This is a genomic window from Rhodococcoides corynebacterioides NBRC 14404 (assembly GCF_001894765.1).
In the GTDB taxonomy this organism is placed as follows: Bacteria; Actinomycetota; Actinomycetes; order Mycobacteriales; family Mycobacteriaceae; genus Rhodococcoides; species Rhodococcoides corynebacterioides.
The window spans coordinates 333,217-350,971 of the sequence record NZ_BCWV01000004.1 but is presented as its reverse complement, the minus strand read 5'-3'; the positions used below and the strand labels follow the sequence as shown (position 1 = coordinate 350,971).

Here is a 17,755-nt window from a genome sequence, read left to right as displayed (position 1 = left end):
CATCCTGTCACTTCCCGCCGTGCGGCGCGCCCGGCGGGGTCGGCGCGGCGTCTGGATGATGGGACGAGAGCGTTTACGTGCATTACGTGCACCGACGACGACGCAGACGACGACACGAACGAGGCGGGAGCGAGACAGTGGGACTGTTCGACAGGTTGCGGCGATCGGGCGGACGACGAGGGGGCGGTGCGACGACGAGCGACCGCCAGTACCTCGCGGACTGGACGGCCGCGCGGGTCGGAGTGGAGGCGTTCGTGGAACCGGAGACCACGGTCACCCCGATCACCGTCGTGCTGGTGGCCAAGGACGGTGAGTGGACCCGGCGAGCCGTCGGCGGCGCGAAGGGCGCCCGGAAACTCGGGGAGGACCTGAAGATCCCGGTCTACGACGTCCGCAAGGTCGGGTACCCCCAGCGGATGCGCGACCACGACGCCCGACAGAAGATCATCCGCCGACGCGAACAGGGTGCCTGAGCGCCCCACTCGCGTCGGCGGTTCCGAGACTCTGCCGTGCCGATCAGCCGTGCTCGGCGATGTCCTCGAGGACGGCGATCATGGTGCGAACCGGGACGCCGGTGCCGCCCTTGGGGGTGTAGCCGAACGGTCCACCGGTGTTGAACGCCGGACCGGCGACGTCGATGTGGGCCCACTGGACCCCCTCGGCCACGAACTCCTTCAGGTAGAGGCCGGCGACGAGCATGCCGCCCCACCGGTGGTTGGTGACGTTCGCCAGATCGGCCACTCGCGAGTCCAGGTCCGCGCGCAGCTCGCGCGGCATCGGCATGGCCCATCCGCCCTCGCCGACCCGCTGCGAGATCGCTGCCACGCGGTCGCGGAACGCCTCCGTTCCCATGACGCCCGGCGTGCGCGTTCCCAGCGCGACCATCTGCGCTCCGGTGAGCGTGGCGGTGTCGATGAGGTAATCGGGCTCGTCCTCGCAGGCCCGCACGATCGCGTCGGCGAGAATGAGTCGACCCTCGGCGTCGGTGTTGATCACCTCGACGGTGGTGCCGCCGTACTGGGTGAGGACGTCGCCCGGCCGCTGCGCCGTGGACGACGGCATGTTCTCGGCCATCGGCACGGTGGCGGTGACGTTCACCGGCAGCTCCAGCTTCGCGGCGAGCACCACGGTGGCGACGACCGCCGCCGCGCCGGCCATGTCGGAGGTCATGTTCTCCATTCCGGCGGCCGGCTTGATGGAGATGCCGCCGGTGTCGAAGGTGATGCCCTTGCCGACCAGGGCCACGGACGGCGCCTTCTTCTTGCCGCCGGTCCAGGACAGTCGCACCAGACGCGGCGGACGCGAGGACCCCTTGCCGACACCGACGATGCCGCCGTATCCGCCGCGCTCGAGCGCGCGTTCGTCGAGCACCTCGACGGACAGTCCGGCCGCGGACCCGAGGGTGCGCGCCCGCTCGGCGAACTCGGCCGGGAAGAGGTGGCTCGGCGGGGTGTTCACCAGATCACGCGCGACCCCGACGGCCTCGGCCACGGCGACCGCGCGGGTCAGGTCGGCCTTGGTCTGCTTGTCCCGTGGGGAGTCGACCAGCAGGTCGATCCGGGTGAGGGACGGTGCGTCGTCCTCGGCGGGCTTCGTGAACTCGGTGAAGCGGTACGCCCCGAGCACCAGCCCCTCGGCGACCGCACCGAGCCCGGCCGGCGCGAGGGTGGTGCTGACGTGGCCGATTCCGGTGAGCGCGCGCGCGGCCGTTCCCGCCGCCGCGCGGACGAGGTCCTCCGACCTGTCGTCGGCACCGCCGAGCCCGACGCTCACGACGGAGGCGACCGGCAGCGAGGACGGGGCGGGGATGCGGTGCACCTGATCGCGGCGACCGGTGGCGCCGACGGCCACGAGGCCGGCGAGGACGTCCCGGGCGGCGTCGCCCAGGAAATGGTCGCCGATCAGCCGCGGGTCGCCCGCGGTGGTCTCGAGTCCGACGAGGATGGCGTCGGCGGCCTTGTCGACGGTGCCGGCGAGGACCAGGTCGGGTCCGGGTGTGCTGCTCACGAGTGGTGACTCCTGTGGGTCGGCGGGCGGTCGAAGACCTCGATCGTAGGGCGGCGGACCGACAGGCATCGTCCGGGCGGGGCAGGCGCTAGCGTTGCCCCTCATGAGCGATGTCGCACTGCAGCAGGGACCCCTCCACGACGCCCACGTCGCGCTGGGAGCGACGTTCGCGTCGTTCGGCGGATGGTCGATGCCCGTCTCGTACGCCGGGACCGTCGCCGAACACACCGCCACGCGCACCGGCGTCGGACTGTTCGACGTCAGCCATCTCGGCAAGGCCGTCGTCCGCGGACCGGGCGCCGCGGACCACGTGAACGCGGTCCTGACCAACGATCTCGGCCGCATCGGACCCGGCCGGGCGCAGTACACGTTGTGCTGCACGGAATCCGGCGGCGTCATCGACGACCTCATCGCGTACGTCGTGTCCGCCGACGAGGTGTTCCTCGTCCCCAACGCGGCCAACACCGCCGCCGTCGTCGACGTCCTCGCGGCCGACGCCCCGTCGGGAGTGACGGTGGAGTCCCTTCATCGCAGCCGCGGCGTGCTGGCCGTCCAGGGGCCGCGCTCCGCCGCCGTGCTCGCGGCCGTCGGCCTGCCGTCGTCGCTCGAGTACATGGCGTTCGAGGACGTGCCCTTCGGCGACGGGGAGGTGCGGGTCTGCCGCACCGGCTACACCGGCGAGCACGGCTACGAGTTGCTGCCGCAGTGGGACACCGCGGCGCCGCTGTGGGAAGCGTTGCTGGCCGCGGTGCGGGCCGAGGGCGGACAGCCCGCGGGGCTGGGCGCGCGGGACACGCTGCGCACCGAGATGGGCTACCCGCTGCACGGTCACGAACTGTCCGTCGACATCACCCCGCTCGAAGCCCGGTGCGGGTGGGCCGTCGGATGGTCCAAGCCGGCGTTCCACGGCAAGGACGCCCTGCTCGCGCAGAAGGACACGGGTGCACCGCGGACTCTCGTCGGTCTGCGCGCCGTCGGTCGCGGTGTGTTGCGAGCCGAGCTGGCGGTGCTGCGCGACGGCGAGCCCGTGGGGACGACGACGTCGGGCACCTTCTCGCCGAGTCTCAAGGTCGGCATCGCCCTCGCGTTGGTGGACACGGCGGCGGGCGTGGCCGTCGGCGACGCCGTCGAGGTGGACGTCCGGGGTCGCGCCGTGGCCTGCGAGGTGGTCCGACCGCCCTTCGTCGAGTCGCACGTGAGGTGACCGCCGCGCGCCCGTGAGCGCCGACAAACCGCTGGACCTGGTGTCCTAGGATGATTCGCATGACCGCTCACCTGGAGTTCACGCGTCACGCGCACCCGTCACCTGCCTCCGAGCAGGCGCTGGCCGCGGTACTCGAGGCTCCCGGTTTCGGCGTGCACTTCACCGATCACATGGTGAGCATCGACTGGGACACCGACCGCGGCTGGCACGACGCCGTCGTGACCCCCTACGCGCCCTTCCCGATCGATCCGGCCGCGATGGTCCTGCACTACGGGCAGGCGATCTTCGAGGGCCTGAAGGTCTACCGGCAGCCGGACGGCAGCCTCGCGTCGTTCCGGCCGGGTGCGAATGCCGACCGGTTGCAGTCGTCGGCCGCGCGCCTGGCGATGCCCGCCCTGCCGGCGGAGCTCTTCCGCCGGTCCATCGAGGAATTGCTCGCGGTCGATCATCGCTGGGTCCCGGTGGCCGGTGGTGAGGACGCGCTGTACCTCCGTCCCTTCATGTTCGCCACCGAGGCGGGTCTCGGAGTTCGGCCGGCGTCGTCCTACCGCTACCTGCTCATCGCCTCGCCCGCCGGGGCCTACTTCCCGCGCGGTGTGAAGCCCGTCAGCGTGTGGCTGTCCACGGAGTACGTTCGCGCGTCCCCCGGCGGAACGGGTGCGGCGAAGTTCGCCGGCAACTACGCCGCGTCGCTGCTCGCGCAGGCCCAGGCCGCCGACCAGGGGTGCGACCAGGTGGTGTGGCTCGACGCGATCGAGCGGCACTACGTCGAGGAGATGGGCGGGATGAACCTGTTCTTCGTCTTCGGCTCCGGTGCCGACGCTCGTCTGGTCACCCCGTCGCTGTCCGGATCGCTGCTGCCGGGCATCACCCGCGACTCCCTGCTGGCCCTCGCCACCGACGCCGGATTCGCGGTCGAGGAGCGGCGCATCTCCACCGACGAGTGGCGCAAGAAGGCCGAGTCCGGCGAGATCACCGAGGTGTTCGCCTGCGGCACCGCGGCCGTCATCACCCCGGTGGGACGCGTCAAGTCCGCCGAGGGCGAGTTCGTGGTCGGCGGCGGCGAGCCGGGCGAGGTCACCATGGCCCTGCGCGACACCCTCACCGGGATCCAGCGCGGGACGTTCGCGGACATCCACGGCTGGATGAGCACGCTCCGGTCAGCCGACCAGTAGCCCGACGGCGACGACGGCGGTCGTGACCTCGATCGTCGCCCCCAACACGTCGCCGACCAGCCCGCCGAAGCGGCGAACGCAGTGGCGCACCAGCAGCGTCGCCGCAGCGAGCGCGAGAGCCACCGCGATCGCACCCTGCCACCAGGGCGCGGCCACCGCGGCACCGACGGCGATCGCGACGACGCACCACGCCGAAACCGCGATCCGTCCCTGTGTCGCGGCGACGAGCGCACCGAAGCCCGTCGTCGTGGCCGCGGGGATCGAGGCGCGGCACGCCAGCACGACCGCGCACCGCGCGACCGTGACCGCGGCGATCACGGACAGGGCATGGCCGCGTGCCACCAGGTCCCCGAAGGCCACCGCCTGCACGCCGCCGACCGCGGCCAGGGCGGCGACGCCGAACGGTCCCGCGCCGCCGGACTTCATCACCTCGCGCGCGCGCTCGGGCGGCCCGTAGCACCCCAGGCCGTCCGCGGTGTCCGCGAGGCCGTCGACGTGCATGCCCCGCGTGAGCAGGGCCAGTGCGGCGACGGCGAGGATGCCGCCGAGCACGGGGGGGAGCGACGCGGCGTCGGCGAGCACCAGGATCCCGGTCGCCACGGCGCCGAGCACGACGCCGACCAGAGGGACCGCGGCGATCGCGCGTCGGGCGTCGTCACGCGTGACGGACGACGGTCCCCGTAGCGGCACCACCGTCGTCCACGTCAGGGCCAGACGCAGGTTCATGCGTCTCGCGTGCTGACACCGGCGTCGTCGAAGGTCGCCATCTCCGCGAGCGTCGCGACGGCCCCGGAGAGAATCGGCAGCGCCACCACGGCCCCCGACCCCTCGCCGAGGCGCATCGACAGATCGACGAGCGGCTCGAGCCTCAGGTGAGCCAGAGCGAGGGCGTGCGCCGGCTCCGTGGAGCGATGTCCCGCCACCCACCACGCCGACGCGCCGACCGACAGATCGTGCGCGACCAGCGCCGCGGCGGAGACCACCAGCCCGTCCAGCACCACCGGCGTACGTCGCACCGCCGCCTGGATCAGGAACCCGGTCATCGCGGCCAGATCGGCGCCACCCGACGTGCGGAGCAGCGCCACGGGGTCCTTCACCACGGGGCGGGCTCGCCGCAGCGCATCGCGGATGGCCGCCGTCTTGCGCATCCACCCGGCGTCGTCGACGCCGGTACCGCGACCGACGGCCGCGACCGGCTCGGTGGTCGTGATCGCCGCGATCAACACCGTCGCCGGCGTGGTGTTGCCGATGCCCATGTCACCCGCGATCAGCAGGTCCGCACCGCCGTCGATCTCCTCGTCGGCGATCGCCTTGCCTGCCAGCAGCGCGGCCCGGACCTCGTCGTCGGTCAGCGCGTCCTCGCGGTGGATCGAGCCCGACGAGCGTCGTACCTTGCGGTCGCTCACGGCGGCGTCGGTGTCCGCATCGACCGCCACGTCGACCACGCGGACCGTCGCGCCGGCGACCGCAGCCAGAGCGTTCACCGCCGCGCCGCCCGCCCGGATGTTGGCCACCATCTGCGCCGTCACCTCGGGCGGATACGCGGAGACGCCGTGCCGGGCCACGCCGTGATCGCCGGCGAAGACCACGACGCGGGCGCGCTCGAACGGCCGCGGCGGGCAGGTGCCCTGACACGACGCGACCCAGGCGCCGAGCGTCTCGAGTCGGCCCAGGGAGCCGGCCGGCTTGGTCAGCGACGCCTGCCGATCGTGCGCCTGCCGAGCCACCGCCGCATCGGGCGGGTCGACGGGGTCGAAGAGGGGAGCGGTGTCGGTCACCGGGGGCTCCGTCCGTGATCGGGGTGGGGGAGAACGAGGGAACGTCCGGCGACGACGAGTTCCACGCGGTCGCACAGCTCGGCGAGCCGGGCGTTCAGCGCGCCGATCTCGTCGCGGAAGAGGCGACCCGCCCGTGATTCGGGGACGACGGACATCCCCACCTCGGGCGTGACCATCACCAGCGTGTCGGATCGGTCGGCGACCGCGGCGACCAGGTCGTCGGCCGCCGCCGTCACGGTGCCGCGCGGAGCCTCCCAGGCGTTCAGATCGTCGAAGGCCCCGGCCAACCACGTACCGAGATCGTCGACGAGCGTGACACCGCCCGTCCGCAGCGTCGTCACCAGGTCTCGATGGTGCCCGATCTCCACGGTGGTCCAGTGCGCCGGGCGTCGGTCACGGTGTCGCTCGATGCGGTCCGCCCACTCGGCGTCCCGCGCGTCGCGACGTCCGGTGGCCACGTACCGCACCGACGGCTCGTCGGCCACCAGCGCCTCGGCGCGGCCGGACTTGCCGGACCGGGCACCGCCGAGAACCAGGGTCCGCGGCATCGCCGGAGTCAGACCGCGTCGCCGGGCCCGACGCGCGGCTTCGGAGCGCGCATCTTGCGCACCTGCGACGCGCGCACGAACGTGTACCAGCCCAGCTTGAATCCGCCGTCCGGTGTGTCGGGGAACCGCTCGCGCACGCGGTTGTTGATGCGGCGGCCGAGCAGGTAACCGTCGATGGCCATGAAGATCATCATGACGAAGAGCACCAGCGTCACCACCGACTGGATCTGCGGGCTCAGGAATAGCGCTACCAGCAGGATCAGTGCCATCGGCATGAACAGGCCGAGGAAGTTGCGCCGCGCATCGACCAGGTCGCGGGCGAAGGCGCGAACCGGGCCCTTGTCGCGGGGGAGCAGGTACTTGTCCTCGCCCGCCATCATGCGGGCCCGCTGATCGGCCGACCGCGCGCGCCGCTCGGCCGCCGCCGCCTTCCGCTCCTCCTTGGTGCCCCGATTCGCCTTCCGACGAGCCCGGGCCTCCTTCGCCGTCAGCGGCGCCGGGGCCACCGGGCCGCGGCGACGAGCCTCGGCGTCACGGCGCTTCGGGGTGGGACGACCCTTCCCCTGCGGAGCGGCCTTGCCGGTCACCGTGCGCTCCGTGGACGAGTCGCCGAGTGCCGAGGACCCGTCGTCACCGGTAGCCTGGTCGGCGTGGGCGTCGGAATCGCCGGACTTTCCGAAGGGCAGTTTCACGGAGTCCAGGTTATTCGACGCTCGCCCCGCCGCGAACACCGCAGTGCGCGCACCCGGCCTGCGCCGGTGAGGAGCCGGTGAGGAATAGGGGAGACGGGAGTACCGTTGACCCGTTCGCGGGAGTTACGAACGAAGAGGGAGACCCCATGACAGTGCAGAACGACGTGACCGCCGGTGCGGCCGCGACCGAGACCGAAACGCACGCTGTCGTCATGACGGAAGCAGCGTCGTCCAAGGCCAAGGCCCTGCTGGACCAGGAGGGCCGCGACGATCTGGCGCTGCGCATCGCCGTGCAGCCGGGTGGCTGCGCCGGCCTGCGGTACCAGCTCTTCTTCGACGACCGCTCGCTCGACGGCGACCTGACCCGCGACTTCGGCGGCGTCACCCTGGCCGTCGACCGGATGAGCGCGCCGTACGTCGAGGGTGCGTCCATCGACTTCGTCGACACCATCGAGAAGCAGGGCTTCACCATCGACAACCCCAACGCCACGGGTTCGTGCGCGTGCGGCGACTCGTTCAACTGACGCTCCGTTCCACGACACACCCCCGGCCACGGTCGGGGGTGTTCTCGTGTCCGGGGTCGGTGCCCCGGCCGGGTTCGGGTCGCCCGGGATTCGGCGTCGGTACTCCCGGGTAAGGTCGACGAGACCCGATTCCTGCGGAAAGGCCCTCGGACGTGACCATTGCGGTGTCCGGCTCCATTGCTACCGACCATCTGATGCGATTCCCAGGTCGGTTCGCCGATCAGTTCCTCGCCGATCAGCTCGCCCACGTCTCGCTGAGCTTCCTCGTCGACGACCTGGTGATCCGCCGTGGCGGCGTCGGCGGGAACATCGCCTACGCGATGGGCGTCCTCGGTGGGTCGCCCCTGTTGGTGGGATCGGTCGGACCCGACTTCGACGACTACCGGTCGTGGCTCGAGACCAACGGGGTCGACTGCGGCGCGGTCGCCGTGTCCAGCACCGCGCACACCGCCCGGTTCGTGTGCACCACCGACGAGGACATGGCGCAGATCGCCTCGTTCTATCCCGGTGCGATGACCGAATCCGGATCCATCTCGGTGCACGACGTCGCCCGCGACCGCACGCTGGATCTGGTGCTCGTCGGCGCCAACGATCCGGCCGCCATGGTGCGCCACACCGAGGAGTGCCGTGAGCTTGGCATTCCCTTCGCCGCCGATCCGTCCCAGCAGCTCGCCCGGCTGAACGGCGACCAGGCCGCGCAGCTGATCCACGGCGCGCAGTACCTGTTCACCAACGAGTACGAGTGGGGCCTGCTGCGGCAGAAGACCGGCCTCACCGAATCCGACATCCGTGCGCGGGTGGGCCTGCGGGTGACCACCCTCGGCAAGAACGGCGTCGAGATCGTCGGCGACGGCGTCGACCTGCGGGTCGGCGTCGTGCCCGAGACCAGCAAGGTCGACCCCACCGGTGTCGGTGACGCCTTCCGGGCGGGTTTCCTGGTCGCCCGCTCCCACGGGCTGGGCCTGGAACGGGCCGCGCAACTCGGGTCCTACGTCGCGGTGCTCGTCCTCGAGACCACCGGCACGCAGGAATGGACGCTGGTCCGCGACGACGCCGTCACGCGCCTCACCGGGGCTTACGGCGCCGAGGCGGCGCGGGAGATCGCGGAGATCCTGCCGGCCTGACGCCCGACCGCTAGAGCCGAACCGGGTACGTCGGTTCGGCGATGGCCGGCCGGATGCGCTTCTCGACGAAGATGCCGTGCCAGATCATGAACACCAGAACGGTCCACAGCCGCCGGCTGTGATCGCTGCGGCCGTCGCGGTGGTCCTCCAGCATGCGGAGGACGGCGGCCTTGTCCAGCAGGTGGTCGGTCTGCGAGTCGACGATCTGCTGCCGCGCCCAGTCGAACAGCTCGGGTCCCCGCAGCCAGTGCCGCAGCGGCACCGGGAACCCGAGCTTCGCGCGGTCGAGCACGTGCTCGGGGACGATGCCGTCGAGCGCCCGGCGCAGCGCGTACTTGGTGGTGGACTTGGTGATCTTCTGCTCCAGGGGCAGCTGCTCCGCCACGGCGAACACCTCGGAATCGAGGAACGGAACCCGCAGTTCGAGCGAATTGGCCATGGTGATCTTGTCGGCCTTGACCAGAATGTCGCCGCGGAGCCAGGTGAACAGGTCCAGGTGCTGCATGCGCGCCACCGGATCCCACCCGCGGGACTCCGCGTAGATCGGTGCCGTGACGTCCTGGTGGTTCCACTCGGGGCGGAAGTCGCGCAACACCGACCGCAGTTGCGCGTCGTTGAAGCTGCGAGCGTTGCCGTAGTACCGATCCTCCAGGGTCATCGACCCACGGTGGAGCAAGCTCTTGCCGCGCGTGCCCTCGGGGATGCGCTCCGACAGTCGCCCCGCGGCCCGGCGCAGACCGCCCGGCAACTTGTCGAACGCCCCGAGGGACAACGGCTCCCGGTAGATGGTGTACCCGCCGAACAACTCGTCGGCACCCTCACCCGACAGCACCACCTTGACGTGCTTGCGGGCTTCCTTCGCGACGAAGTACAGCGGGACCAACGCCGGATCCGCCACCGGATCGTCGAGATACCAGACGATCTCGGGAATGCTCGCCGCGAACTCCTCCGGGCCGACCACCTTGATGACGTGCTTCGCACCGATGGCGGCGGCGGACTCCGCCGCGACGTCGACCTCCGAGTACCCCTCGCGCTCGAAACCGGTGGTGAAGGTGATCAGATCGGGGTTGTGCCGCATCGCCAGCGCAGCGATGGCCGTCGAGTCGATGCCGCCGGACAGGAACGAGCCCACCGTGACATCGGCACGCATGTGCTTGGCGACGGAATCCTCGAGCGCCGCGGCGATCTCCCGGTAGCGAGCGTCCTCCGTGCCCGCGCGCACGGGGCGCACGGGGAAGGACGGCCGGAAGTACCGGGTGATCATCGGTTCGCTGCCCGGGGTCAGGCGCGCCGTGCAGCCCGACTCGAGCCGTCGGATGCCGGCGTGCAGGCTCTCCGGCTCCGGGACGTATTGCAGCACCGCGTAGTGCTGCAGAGCGCGAGGATCGAGGTGGTCCTCGACCCCCAGCGTCTCGAACAGCTCGAGAATGCTCTTCTTCTCGCTCGCGAACGCGGTGCCGGACGGGCCGGTCGAGTAGAACAACGGCTTGATGCCGAACGGGTCGCGTGCGAGGAACAGTTCCCGCTTCTCGGTGTCCCACAGCGCGAACGCGAACATGCCGCGCAAGCGACGGACGGCGTCGTCACCCCAGAAGTGGAAGGCGGCCACGATGGCCTCGCCGTCACCCTCGGTGGCGAACGTCGCCCCGTGATCGCGAGCGAGGGTCTCGCGGAGTTCGAGGTAGTTGTAGATCTCTCCGTTGAACACCAGGGCGTACCGCGTCGGGTTCTCGGCCGGACCCCAGCGCAGCGGCTGGTGCGAATGGTCGATGTCGATGATGGAGAGGCGGTTGAAACCCAACGCCAGATCGTCGTCGTGCCACGTCCCGGGCTCGTCGGGTCCGCGGTGACGCATGCAGTGCGACGCGTGACCCACGGCGTCGACCACATCCTTCGCGGATGCGTTCGACGTCAACAGTCCCAGCAGTCCACACACGGTGTCAGGCCTCGCTTCACATTCGATGTACTCGGCCGGTCGACCGACCGCGCACGAGTATGCCGCAGGACCGTCTCGCGGACCGCGACCACCGGCGCTGCATGCGGCTCGACGAGACGAAAATCGCGGCGGTTCGATGCCACCCGGCACGATCGGCGGGCCCCCTTTGGTCTACGCTGCGTAGTACACGGGGAATTCCTGCGTGGGGTGGCCGACACCCTGCGATTACGGGTCTCCCGCAGTCTCCGTCTGGCAAGCAGGAAGGCGTGATCGTGGCGCAGCGTGGTGAGGGCTCCGGCCGTCGTAGGACAAGACGTGTCGGACTGGTGGCGTCGCTCTCGTTGGCGGCCGTGATGCTGTCCGGTTGCGGCATCGACAACGCCGTTCTCCGCTTCGGGTGGCCCTCGGGCGTCACCCCGCAGGCGGATCGCATGCGCGAGCTGTGGACGTGGTCGGTCATCGCTGCCCTGATCATGGGTGTGATCGTCTGGGGCCTGACCTTCTGGACCGTGGCCTTCCACCGCAAGAAGAAGGACTCGCCCGACTTCCCGCGGCAGACCGCCTACAACGTGCCGCTGGAGCTCTTCTACACCGCCGTTCCGTTCGTCATCATCGCGGTGCTCTTCTATTTCACCGTCGTGGTGCAGAACTACGTCCACGAGAAGCAGGACAACCCCGACGTCGTCGTCGACGTGACGGCGTTCCAGTGGAACTGGAAGTTCGGCTACCGCACCGTCGACCTCAAGGACGGGCGCCCGCTGTACGACGGCACCGACACCGAGCGCGAAGCCGCAGCCGAGGCTGCCGGCACGCCCGCGGAAGAGGGCGAAGGCCAGGTGCACGGCCGCGAGAAGTCCGACCAGTCGTACCTCAACTACAACCAGGTCGAGACCGTCGGCACCAGCAACGAGATCCCCGTCCTCGTGCTCCCCACCGGCAAGCGCATCGAGTTCGAGATCGCGTCCTCCGATGTCATCCACTCCTTCTGGGTTCCGGAGTTCCTCTTCAAGCGGGACGTGCTGCCGAACCCGAAGGAGAACCACTCCGACAACGTCTTCCAGATCAGCGAGATCGATCGCGAAGGCGCCTTCGTCGGACGCTGCGCCGAGATGTGCGGCTCGTACCACGCGATGATGAACTTCGAGGTTCGCGCGGTCAGCCCGGAAGCCTTCGAGAACTACATGGACGCGCGCCGCGACGGTCAGACCAACGCCCAGGCCCTCGAGTCCATCGGGCAGGCACCGCGCGCCACGTCGACCACGCCGTTCGACACCGATCGCACCGTCAAGTCCGCGACCGTGGCTGAAGGGAACTGACCACCGATGAAGATCGAAGCCAAGCTCTTCGAGATCCTGACCATCTTCTTCATCCTCGTCGGCATCCTCTACGGCGTGTTCACCGGGTTCTCACGCACCGGTGTCGAATGGGCCGGCCTCACCGCCATCGCCTTGTCGGCGGGCCTCACCTTGATCGTCGGCACGTACTTCCGCTTCGTGGCTCGTCGCCTCGACACCCGACCGGAGGACTACGACGACGCGGAGATCGCCGACGGTGCCGGTGACCTCGGCTTCTTCAGCGCGGGCAGCTTCTGGCCGATCGTGCTGGCGGCGTCCGGCGCGTTCATGGCTCTGGCCTTCGCCTTCTACGAGCCCTGGATGCTCGCAGTCGGCGCCCTCGCCATCATCAGCGCCGCTGCCGGCCTGGTCTTCGAGTACCACGTCGGACCCGAGAAGCACTGACAGTTCTCCCGGAACGCCCCCGAACCTGCCTGGTTCGGGGGCGTTCGGCGTTTCGGGGCGGCGGGTCCGGCGATCCGCGCGGGTTCCGGGGATGCGCGTGTGTTGCAGGTGGTGCGGATCCCTGCAACCGCAGCGGATTGGTCGGCGCGGGGGTCTGTGTGGCCGCTGGTGCCCCGAGCCCGGCGATCCGCGCGGGTTCCGGGGATGCGCGTGTGTTGCAGGTGGTGCGGATCCCTGAAGCAGCAGCGGATCAGTCGGCGCGGGGACTGTGTGGCCGCTGGTGCCCCCGAGCTCGTCGATCTGCACGGGATGCAGGAGATCGGGCTGCTGGGGGGACTGTGGCCGCCGGGACCTCTGGCTCGATGGTGCGCAGGTGTTCCAGGGGCCCGCGTGATTCCGGCAGGGCGGATGCCTAGAGCGGTTGCGGATCGGGCGGCCAGGACCCCGGCGCGGCGATCCGCGCGGGTTCCAGGGAGCCGCGTGAGTTTCAGGCAGCGCGGATCCCTGAAGTAGCAGCGGACCGGGCCGGCCGTGACCTCTGGCTCGGTGAGACCGGTCGCCGGTCTGCCGTGTGGCTGCGTTGGGCGGCTGGCGGATCCGGTCGAAAAGTGAGCAGGTGGTTCGAGCAAGCCGCGGACACTTAGCCGCCGCGACCGCCTGAAGCGGCCGCGGGAGTCCCTGGCTCGATGGTGCGCAGGTGTTCCAGGGGCCCGCGTGATTGCGGCAGGGCGGACGCCTGGAGCGGTAGCGGTAGCGGATCGGGCGGCCGCGACCCTTGGCGTAGCGATCCGCGCGGCTTCCGGGGATGCGCGTGTGTTGCAGGCCGCGCGGATCCCTGAAGTAGCAGCGGATCGGGCGGCCGGGGGCGTGTGTGGCGGCGGAGGTGGTCCGCGGGGGTTTCAGGGATCCGCTGGTGTTGCAGTCGGTGCGGATGCCTGAGGCGGTAGCGGGATCGGAAGGCCGGACCCTGGCGTGTCGATCCGCGCGGGTTGCAGGGAGCCGCGTGAGTTTCAGTCGGCGCGAATGCCTGAAGCGGCAGCGGATCGGGCGGCGAGGCCGGCGGCTCGGGGGCAGTGGGGGAGGGGAGTGGTCGGTGCCCGAAACGCCGACAGACGCCACCCCGTGTGGGGTGACGCCTGTCGGCGGGAGCGCGATCAGTGTCCGTTGGACTCCGGTGCGTGCCCGTTGCCGTTGGACGAGCCAGTGGTGTCGGGAGCATGCCCGTTACCGTTGGTCGATCCGTTGCCGTTGGAGTGCCCGTTGCCCTGCGCCAGGACCTTCGCCTGGTAGGTGCGGAGCATGGTGAGCTGGTCGTGCTCACCCTTGTGCGCGAGCTCCTCGTGCAGGCGGTGCTCCTCGTCCGAGTCCGGGGTGAACCAGCTGCCGGAGCCGGGCTTGCCGGCCGTACCGAGCTTGTTCATCTTCTTCGGGATGGCAGCACCCTGGTACTCGAGCGGGATGGGGTGTCCGTGCTCGTCGACCGGTCCCAGCGGCTGGTGGATCTCGACGTACTGGCCGTGCGGCAGACGCTTGATCACACCGGTCTCGATGCCGTGCTCGAGCACCTGACGGTCACTGCGCTGCAAGCCGATGCAGAAGCGGTAGGTGATCAGGTACACGATGGGCGGCAGCACCAGGAGGCCGATGCGACCGATCCACGTCATCGCGTTCAGCGAGATGGCGAACTTGTACGCGATGAGGTCGTTGACGCAGGAGAGCGTCAGGACGACGTAGAACGCGATGGCCATGGCGCCGGCCGCGGTGCGCACCGGGACGTCACGCGGACGCTGGAGCAGGTTGTGGTGCGCGTCGTCCTTGGTGAACCGCTTCTCGATCCACGGGTAGGCGATCATGATCGCGAACACCGCACCCATGATCACGGCCACCCAGAACACGGCGGGGATCATGTAGTTGCCGATGTACAACTCCCATGCCGGCCACAGTCGAGCAAGGCCGTCGGTCCACATCATGTAGAAGTCGGGCTGCGATCCTGCGGAGACCTGGGACGGGTTGTACGGCCCGAGGTTCCACACCGGGTTGATCTGCAGCACGCCACCCATGACGGCGAGGATGCCGAAGGTCATGGCGAAGAAGGCACCGGACTTCACGGCGAAGACGGGGAGGATGCGCACGCCGACGACGTTGGTCTCGGTCCGGCCGGGGCCGGGGAACTGCGTGTGCTTCTGGTACCAGACCAGCGCCAGGTGGGCCGCGATGAGCGCCAGGATGATGGCGGGCAGCAGCAGCACGTGAGCGACGTAGAGGCGCGGGATGATGATCGTGCCGGGGAAGTCCCCGTCGAAGATCAGCCAGTGCATCCAGGTGCCGATCACCGGGATGGAGATGGTGATGCCGGAGAACGCGGCGCGCAGGCCCGTACCGGACAGCAGGTCGTCGGGCAGCGAGTAGCCGAAGAAGCCCTCGAACATCGCCAGGATGAGCAGAAGCGAGCCGATGACCCAGTTGGCCTCACGCGGGCGGCGGAACGCGCCGGTGAAGAAGATGCGCATCATGTGCACGATGATCGACGCTGCGAAGAGCAACGCCGCCCAGTGGTGGATCTGGCGGATGAACAGACCGCCGCGGACCTCGAACGAGAGGTTCAGGGTGGTGGCGTAGGCCTTGGTCATCTCGACGCCGCGCAGGGGAGCGTAGGCGCCGTCGTAGATCGTCTCCGACATGGAGGGGTCGTAGAACAGGGTGAGGTAGACGCCCGACAGCAACAGGATGATGAAGCTGTACAGCGCGATCTCACCGAGCAGGAACGACCAGTGCGTCGGGAAGACCTTGTTGATCTGACGACGGAGGCCCGACGACAGGTGGTAGCGGGAATCGACTCCCTCCGCCTGCTTCGCGGCCAACGTGGCGATGGATGGACTCATCGTGCACCTTCCGATGACGAGGCCGCAGATGCGCTCTCCGGCTCGTGTACTCCGGCCGGACGTTCCCAGTAAGCGGGGCCGAGCGGCTCGATGAAATCACCCGCGGCCACGAGGTAACCCTCGTCGTTGACCGTCAGGGGAAGCTGCGGAAGAGCGCGGGCGGCCGGTCCGAAGATCGGCTTTCCGTACTCCAACGCGTCGAATTGCGACTGGTGGCACGGGCAGAGGATGCGGTTGGTCTGCTGCTCGTACAACGAGGTGGGGCACCCGAGGTGGGTGCAGATCTTCGAGTAGGCGAAGTAGTCGCCGTAGTTGAAGCTCTCCTGACCGACCCGCTTGACGGCGCGGTCGGCGTCCTCCGTGCGGAGGCGGATCAGCATGACGGCGTTACGGATGCCCTTGAGTGCGTGCGCGAGCTCTTCTTCGTTGCCGCGCTCGGACTCGCGGAAGGGGAACACCGTCTCCATGGCGCCGGCGTCGAGATCCTCGGGGCGGACCAGGACGACGTCGTCGACGCGGCCGGTGTAGCGACGGAGGTAGATCGTCTCGCCCGGGTAGTTGGGCGTCCAGCCCGACACCCACAGCGGGGAGTCGTCGCCCTCGGCCCACGGGTTCTTGATCAGTCCGCCGAGGGGGAGGACCGACATGATGCCGAGAGCGCCGCCACCGAAGACCAGGCTGCGCTTGATCATCTTGCGGCGACCGAGGGTGGAGGTCTCGAACGAGTCGGACAGCTCCGCCACCACGGTCTTCTTGTCCACCTCGGACGAGCCACCGTCGTGGCGGTCCTGGATGGAGACCTCTTCGGGGATGAACTTCTTGGTGAACTGCACCGCTCCGACGCCCACGAAGATGATCGCGAGACCCATCGTGAGACCGATCAAGGGGGTGTACAGGCTGTACAGGCCGTAGTTGTCCTCACCCATGCCGGCGTACTGCCAGGGCCAGAACAGGTAGATGGCGACGAAGGCGATCGCGGACAGGCCGGCCAGGAAGAACCACAGGGCGACGTTGCGCTCGGCGCGCTTCTCGGCCTTCGTGCCGGGAACGGGCCACCGGTGGCGACGGAACGCCACGTCGACGTGGTCGAGGTTGGTGCCGAGAGCGACCAACTCGTCGCGGCTCATGGCCGAGAGTTCCTCGTCGGTGTACTTCCGGTTCGGGTCGACACCGTCCGGCTGCGTGCCGTCGGCGCCGACGCCGTCCTTGCGACCTTCGTCGCTCATGACCTCACTCCGATCCACAATGCTGCTGCGACGACTGCGCCGATGCCGGCGACCCAGATGGCGATCATCTCGGTACCGGGACCGAAGCCGCCGAGTCCGTACCCGCCGGGAGGCTGGGTTTCGGACGACGACTTGACGTAGGCGATGATGTCCGCCTTCTCCTCGGGCGTGAGCTGCCGGTCGGAGAACTTGGGCATGTTCTGGGGGCCGGTCACCATGGCCTGGTAGATCTGCTGCTCGTTGGCCGGATCCAGGATCGGCGCGTACTTCCCGGACGAGAGCGCACCGCCGCGACCGGTGAAGTTGTGGCAGGACGCGCAGTTGAGCCGGAACAACTCGCTGCCGCGGGCCTCGTCACCGCCGCGCAGCGATTCCTGGGCGATGGATCCGTCGGCGTTGCGGACGACGGTCGGGCCGCCGCCGTTGGCCTGGATGTAGGCGCCGAGGGCGTCGACCTGCTCCTCGTTGTACTTCGGGGGCTTCCGCTCGGCCTGGGCCTCGTTGCGCGCCATCGGCATGCGGCCCGACGAGACCTGGAAGTAGACGGCGGCCTCGCCGACGCCGATGAGCGACGGTCCGCGATCCTGCACACCCTGCAGGTTCACGCCGTGGCACGTCACGCAGGACGTGTCGTAGATCTGCTGGCCCTTGCGGACCATGGCGGCGGAGTCCTCCTGGGCGGTGGCGACCTGCGCGCTCGGGGTCAGGGCAGCGGCCAGGAAGCCGGCGCCGACGAGACCCATGAACAACGCCATGGCACCGCTGACCCGGCGACGGGTTCGTCGCCGACGACGCGCCTTGACCGCCGCGGCGGTGTCGGCTGCACCGTCGGTCCCGGTGACGTCGTCACCGGAGGTGGAGGGGGGTGAGGAGCTCATCTGTATCCCTTGTCGTGTCGGGACGGCTTGTCGGACGAGACC

The 17,755-nt window shown here is 69.7% G+C and carries 16 protein-coding genes; 7 read left to right on the top strand and 9 right to left on the bottom strand.

What is annotated here, in order from left to right:
* The first annotated feature begins 137 nt into the window (after positions 1-137).
* Positions 138-473, top strand: coding sequence for an oxidoreductase (locus RC2_RS10960; protein ID WP_068146756.1), 336 nt, complete (start codon positions 138-140; stop codon positions 471-473).
* Positions 474-516: 43 nt separating this feature from the next.
* Here RC2_RS10960 and RC2_RS10955 read toward each other — a convergent pair whose 3' ends face one another.
* Positions 517-2,076 (bottom strand): leucyl aminopeptidase, encoded by a 1,560-nt coding sequence (locus RC2_RS10955; protein WP_082895419.1) that lies wholly within the window; start codon positions 2,074-2,076, stop codon positions 517-519.
* 34 nt (positions 2,077-2,110) lie between these two features.
* Here RC2_RS10955 and gcvT point away from each other — a divergent pair, with 34 nt between their 5' ends.
* Positions 2,111-3,211 (top strand): glycine cleavage system aminomethyltransferase GcvT, encoded by a 1,101-nt coding sequence (gene gcvT, locus RC2_RS10950; protein ID WP_068146747.1) that lies wholly within the window; start codon positions 2,111-2,113, stop codon positions 3,209-3,211.
* Positions 3,212-3,270: 59 nt separating this feature from the next.
* On the top strand, positions 3,271-4,386 hold the full coding sequence (locus RC2_RS10945) for a branched-chain amino acid aminotransferase (protein WP_068147163.1): 1,116 nt from the start codon (positions 3,271-3,273) through the stop codon (positions 4,384-4,386).
* On the opposite strand, the gene RC2_RS10940 is transcribed toward RC2_RS10945, so the two are convergent.
* The 4 genes from RC2_RS10940 to RC2_RS10925 are packed head-to-tail and all read right to left on the bottom strand — an operon-like array spanning position 4,372 to position 7,398.
* Complete coding sequence (locus RC2_RS10940) at positions 4,372-5,112, bottom strand: adenosylcobinamide-GDP ribazoletransferase (RefSeq protein WP_068146743.1); 741 nt, start codon at positions 5,110-5,112, stop codon at positions 4,372-4,374. The two genes, RC2_RS10945 and RC2_RS10940, sit on opposite strands and share 15 nt — an antisense overlap.
* Entirely contained in the window at positions 5,109-6,164 is a 1,056-nt protein-coding gene (cobT, locus tag RC2_RS10935) for a nicotinate-nucleotide--dimethylbenzimidazole phosphoribosyltransferase (RefSeq protein ID WP_068146737.1), read from the bottom strand. The genes RC2_RS10940 and cobT overlap by 4 nt, the downstream gene beginning before the upstream one ends.
* Positions 6,161-6,712, bottom strand: coding sequence for a bifunctional adenosylcobinamide kinase/adenosylcobinamide-phosphate guanylyltransferase (locus RC2_RS10930; protein ID WP_082895418.1), 552 nt, complete (start codon positions 6,710-6,712; stop codon positions 6,161-6,163). The genes cobT and RC2_RS10930 overlap by 4 nt, the downstream gene beginning before the upstream one ends.
* Before the next feature lie 8 nt (positions 6,713-6,720).
* Entirely contained in the window at positions 6,721-7,398 is a 678-nt protein-coding gene (locus tag RC2_RS10925; RefSeq protein WP_068147158.1) for a DUF3043 domain-containing protein, read from the bottom strand.
* A 152-nt stretch (positions 7,399-7,550) separates the two neighbouring features.
* Here RC2_RS10925 and RC2_RS10920 point away from each other — a divergent pair, with 152 nt between their 5' ends.
* On the top strand, positions 7,551-7,928 hold the full coding sequence (locus RC2_RS10920) for a HesB/IscA family protein (RefSeq protein ID WP_068146734.1): 378 nt from the start codon (positions 7,551-7,553) through the stop codon (positions 7,926-7,928).
* Positions 7,929-8,080: 152 nt separating this feature from the next.
* A complete protein-coding gene (locus tag RC2_RS10915) occupies positions 8,081-9,052 on the top strand; it encodes a carbohydrate kinase family protein (RefSeq protein ID WP_068146730.1) in 972 nt (323 codons plus the stop codon).
* 10 nt (positions 9,053-9,062) lie between these two features.
* Here RC2_RS10915 and asnB read toward each other — a convergent pair whose 3' ends face one another.
* On the bottom strand, positions 9,063-10,988 hold the full coding sequence (gene asnB, locus RC2_RS10910) for an asparagine synthase (glutamine-hydrolyzing) (protein ID WP_068146728.1): 1,926 nt from the start codon (positions 10,986-10,988) through the stop codon (positions 9,063-9,065).
* Positions 10,989-11,254: 266 nt separating this feature from the next.
* Between asnB and ctaC the strand changes: the two genes are divergently transcribed.
* Positions 11,255-12,304 (top strand): aa3-type cytochrome oxidase subunit II, encoded by a 1,050-nt coding sequence (gene ctaC / locus RC2_RS10905; protein WP_245811074.1) that lies wholly within the window; start codon positions 11,255-11,257, stop codon positions 12,302-12,304.
* Positions 12,305-12,310: 6 nt separating this feature from the next.
* Complete coding sequence (locus RC2_RS10900) at positions 12,311-12,727, top strand: cytochrome c oxidase subunit 4 (protein WP_068146726.1); 417 nt, start codon at positions 12,311-12,313, stop codon at positions 12,725-12,727.
* A gap of 1,154 nt (positions 12,728-13,881) precedes the next feature.
* Here the strand turns inward: RC2_RS10900 and qcrB are convergent.
* Genes qcrB through qcrC form a run of 3 tightly spaced genes read right to left on the bottom strand, consistent with a single transcriptional unit; the run spans position 13,882 to position 17,713 of the window.
* Positions 13,882-15,609: a cytochrome bc1 complex cytochrome b subunit gene (gene qcrB, locus RC2_RS10895; protein ID WP_068146723.1), complete on the bottom strand. Its 1,728-nt coding sequence runs from the start codon at positions 15,607-15,609 to the stop codon at positions 13,882-13,884.
* Positions 15,606-16,835: a cytochrome bc1 complex Rieske iron-sulfur subunit gene (gene qcrA, locus RC2_RS10890; protein WP_068146720.1), complete on the bottom strand. Its 1,230-nt coding sequence runs from the start codon at positions 16,833-16,835 to the stop codon at positions 15,606-15,608. Before qcrA ends, qcrB begins: the two co-directional genes overlap by 4 nt.
* Positions 16,832-17,713 carry a cytochrome bc1 complex diheme cytochrome c subunit gene (gene qcrC / locus RC2_RS10885; protein ID WP_068146717.1) on the bottom strand — a complete coding sequence of 294 codons (882 nt, stop codon included), beginning with the start codon at positions 17,711-17,713 and terminating at the stop codon, positions 16,832-16,834. The genes qcrA and qcrC overlap by 4 nt, the downstream gene beginning before the upstream one ends.
* Positions 17,714-17,755 lie beyond the last annotated feature (42 nt).